Origin of the sequence: Streptomyces sp. NPDC050263, from assembly GCF_040655955.1 — a bacterium.
Lineage (GTDB): Bacteria > Actinomycetota > Actinomycetes > Streptomycetales > Streptomycetaceae > Streptomyces.
On sequence record NZ_JBFAKW010000254.1, the window covers coordinates 1 to 3,577 of the forward strand.

Sequence of the window (3,577 nt, forward strand, 5' to 3'; positions counted from 1 at the left end):
GGACCACAGGCCCCCTCGACCGGACCCGCCGCAGCAGCAGACTCGAACGGCTCAGCTACCGACTCTCCGCCTGAACGAATTGCGCAGCAGAGTCCCTGATGCCGACGTCGGCCTTGACCACACCCCACCAGTCGAGGATCAGCGCCCCCGTGATGACGGTGTCCACAGGGAGGCGGAGCTCGTCGCCGCCCCCGTCCCTCGGGATGTGGGACATGCCCATCGACTCCCGGATCACCTTCCCGCCACCGAAGATCATTTCGTTGCCGCTGTGCTGCGGTCCGCCGCTCCAGTCGGCTTCGATCTCGATGGTGAGATCGGTGTCGGCGAGGCGGACGCGGTCCTTGGTGGTGGGCCCGTACAGAGCGGTGTAGTCCGCCCGCTTCAGCAAGTTGCTCGGCCTGTGCGGGCCAGTCTGCCGCGGCTGGCTGCTCATCGGACGATCCCCTCGCGCAGTCCCTGGATCTTGCTGGTGTCGCTCTTGGCGTCGCCCTCGATCTTCACCAGCTCGACGCAACACACATCGCCTGGTTCGAACCGTACGGATGTGCCCGCGGCGATGTTGAGCCGTCGCCCTTTCGCCTCGGCGCAGTCCATGAGCTGGTCATCGCTCACGGGCGTGCCGACGGGGTTCTCGATCACCTTGAGGCCGGGGTTGACCTCGGCGAAGTGGTAGTGGGAGCCGACCTGGATGGGGCGGTCGGAGGCGTTCCTGACCTTGATCGTCTTTTTGTCGCCCTGCAGGTGCTTGTTGAACGCGATCGCCTCGTGCCAGGACGCGGCGTCCTCGCCCGCATCACAACAGTCGGATGCGTCGGCGTCGTCGCAGTCGACCGGGCACTGCGGCCTGCTCGCCGGCTGAGGGTGTTCGACCTTGCCCGGGTAGACCTCGGGTTCCTCCGTGGCCTCCGGGATGGGGTCGTGAATGGTGACCAGCTTGGTGCCGTCCGGGAAGGTCGCCTCCACCTGGACGTTCTTGATCATCTCTGGGACGCCGTCCATCACGTCGTCACGGGTGAGCACCCGTCGGCCCGAGTCCATGATGTCGCTGACTGTCTTACCGTCGCGCGCCCCCTCGAAGACGTGAACGGTCAGCAGGGCCATCGTCTCGGGATAGTTGAGAAGCAGCCCTCGGTCACAGCGCCTTCGTGCCACGTCGGCCGCGACATGGATCAGCAAGCGCTCCTGCTCATGCGGAGTCAAATGCACGATGACTCGTCTCTGTTGGTCGGACGGTGCGTGCGGCCGGGCATGCCAACGTCACGCACACCGTTCCCCCCGGAAGGCGACGGCCGCTCTACGAGCATCAGCGGGGAAGAACGGCGAGACGACCGAACGGCGGTTGATCTACACCATCTGGTGAATCCGCGGAGTCCTCCGTTTTCACCCCGCCGGACAGGAGAAGCCCGGTCTCGAAATCGCGGACGAATTCTGTGCGTTGGGCGGCTACCTGGGACTGGCACTTCGAGCGTGTCCTGGGCCGGAGCGTTTCCTTTCCGCGCGCCCTCCGGGGCGCTCACCACTTCGCTCGTGCGCCGGTTTCACGCCCTGACGGCGTCCTTCCGGTTTCCCCCACACTGGGCCTGCCGCAGGGTCCCGGGGAGGGCCTCGCGGTTCTTGACGCCATGGGGGAACTGTGTCGTTTCTGCCTGAGCCCGCACGTGATGCCCGGCCGCGCGGGGGCGGGAATGTGCAGGCGGTGGTGGTCGGCGCCGGGTTCTCCGGCATCGGTGCCGCGATCCGGCTGCGCCAGGAAGGCTGGCGTGACCTTGTGGTGCTGGAGAAGGCGTCGCAGCTCGGGGGAACCTGGCGGGAGAACACCTACCCGGGGTGCGCCTGCGATGTCCCGTCCTCGCTGTACTCCTACTCCTTCACCCCCAACCCGCGGTGGAGCAGGACCTTCGCCGGGCAGCGGGAGATCCATGACTACCTGCGAACGACCGCGGAACGGTACGGAGTCGGTGAGGTGCTGCGGTACGGCGTCCATGTCGTTGAGGCCCGGTGGGACCAGAACACGGGGCGCTGGCTTGTGCAGACCACCGACGGCGAGTACCGCGCCAGGGTTCTGGTCCTGGCCACCGGACCGTGGCATGAGCCACGGCGGCTCGATGTGCCGGGTTTGGACGAGTTCCCCGGGCCGGTGTTCCACACCGCTGAATGGGACCACTCCGTAGATCTCACGGGCCGACGTGTGGCCGTCGTCGGCAGTGGCGCCTCCGCTGTCCAGCTCGTCCCGGCCATCGAGGACCGGGCGGCGGCCGTACACCTCTTCCAGCGCACCCCACAGTGGCTGCTGCCCAAGCCCGACCTGCCGGTTCCCGAGGCCATCAACTGGAGTTTGGACCGCATTCCGGGCGTGCGGCGCATCCTGCGGGCTGGCCAGTACGGCCTGCAAGAGGGCCTCGGCTACGTTCTCCGCCACCCACGGCTGGCAGGCCCGCTCCAGGCCGCGGCCAAGGCTCATCTGCGTCTCACGGTCCGTGACCCGGAGCTGCGCCGGGCGCTGACGCCCGACTACCGCCTGGGCTGCAAGCGTCTGCTGACGTCGAGCACGTTCTACCCGGCCCTGGTCCAGCCCCATGTCCACCTCCACCCCACCGCTCTGTCCTGTGTACGGGGCCGACACCTCACCGGTGCCGACGGCACCGCGGTCGAGGCCGACGTGGTGATCACCGCCACCGGCTTCCGCGTCGGCGAGCTGCCGCTGGCCCGCAACGTGCACGGCGCGGCAGGCCGGACGCTGCACGAAACCTGGGCCGGGGATGGTCCTCAGGCATACCTCGGCACCAGCATCAGCGGGTTCCCCAACCTCTTTCTCCTCCTGGGCCCCAACCTCCTTTCCGGCTCCACCTCCGCCATCAGCGTCCTCGAAGCCCAACTCGCCTACCTGGCTGCCGCACTCAGGCACCTGCGCCGCGAAGGCCACGCCGCCATGGCCGTCAGACCAGCTGTCCAGGCCGCCTACAACACCGCGGTCCAGGAAGCACTGCGGACCACCGTGTACAACGCGGGCGGGTGCTCCAGCTACTACTTCCACTCCAGCGGTCGGAACACCTTCTGCTGGCCCTGGTCCACCGGCCGGCTCACCCGCTCGCTGAACCGCTTCGATGCCGCTGCCTACACCTGCCGCGCACCCTCCGCCCCTGCCCCCGTGCCCGCACCCCGGGCAGCGGCGGAAGGCAGCTTCCCGGCGGATGAGGAAGGAATCACCGCATGACCAGGCGGCGCCCCAGGCCACAGCCGTACGACCGGGAACTTGACCATCTGCTTCTCTTCGGGGGCGAAGGACGGCAGGACCCATGTCCCACCGGCTGGTACTTCGCCCGGTTCAGCCGGCATCTTCGCCCCGGCCAGGTGGTCCCCGTCACCTACATGGCCCGGCGATACGCGCTGTTCCGCACACGTGGCGGGCAGGTCGGGATGATCGACAGCCAGTGCTGCCACATGGGCGCCGACCTCAGCCGGTGCGGCCGGGTGCGCGAGGAGGGGGGTTCCCCCCGAGAAGTGGACACCAGTTCGTGATGTTATGCGGCGAGTGTCATCGTATCCGACTGCAGTTCGTACTCCTGCTCCCGGGCGA

The 3,577-nt window shown here is 68.0% G+C and carries 3 protein-coding genes and 2 pseudogenes; 2 read left to right on the forward strand and 3 right to left on the reverse strand.

What is annotated here, in order from left to right; genetic code table 11:
- Window positions 1–91: 91 nt before the first annotated feature.
- The 3 genes and pseudogenes from AB0J04_RS45570 to AB0J04_RS45580 all read right to left on the reverse strand — a co-directional run.
- Window positions 92–433 (reverse strand): annotated as a pseudogene (locus tag AB0J04_RS45570) (urease subunit alpha); the annotation flags it as partial.
- Window positions 430–933, reverse strand: coding sequence for an urease subunit beta (locus AB0J04_RS45575; RefSeq protein ID WP_363174629.1), 504 nt, complete (start codon window positions 931–933; stop codon window positions 430–432). The pseudogene AB0J04_RS45570 and the gene AB0J04_RS45575, both read right to left, overlap by 4 nt.
- A pseudogene (locus tag AB0J04_RS45580) lies at window positions 910–1,206 on the reverse strand (urease subunit gamma); the annotation flags it as partial. The pseudogene AB0J04_RS45580 and the gene AB0J04_RS45575, both read right to left, overlap by 24 nt.
- A gap of 481 nt (window positions 1,207–1,687) precedes the next feature.
- Between AB0J04_RS45580 and AB0J04_RS45585 the strand changes: the two are divergent.
- Both AB0J04_RS45585 and AB0J04_RS45590 read left to right on the forward strand, forming a co-directional pair.
- Window positions 1,688–3,214: an NAD(P)/FAD-dependent oxidoreductase gene (locus AB0J04_RS45585; RefSeq protein ID WP_363174627.1), complete on the forward strand. Its 1,527-nt coding sequence runs from the start codon at window positions 1,688–1,690 to the stop codon at window positions 3,212–3,214.
- The gene (locus AB0J04_RS45590) at window positions 3,211–3,519 is read left to right on the forward strand and encodes a Rieske 2Fe-2S domain-containing protein (protein WP_363174628.1); all 309 of its coding nucleotides are present in this window, start codon (window positions 3,211–3,213) and stop codon (window positions 3,517–3,519) included. The genes AB0J04_RS45585 and AB0J04_RS45590 overlap by 4 nt, the downstream gene beginning before the upstream one ends.
- Window positions 3,520–3,577 lie beyond the last annotated feature (58 nt).

What these genes read in the sequence shown, in the direction of transcription:
- AB0J04_RS45590 (WP_363174628.1), top strand. Translation starts at nt 3,211, where the DNA reads ATGACCAGGCGGCGCCCCAGGCCACAGCCGTACGACCGGGAACTTGAC.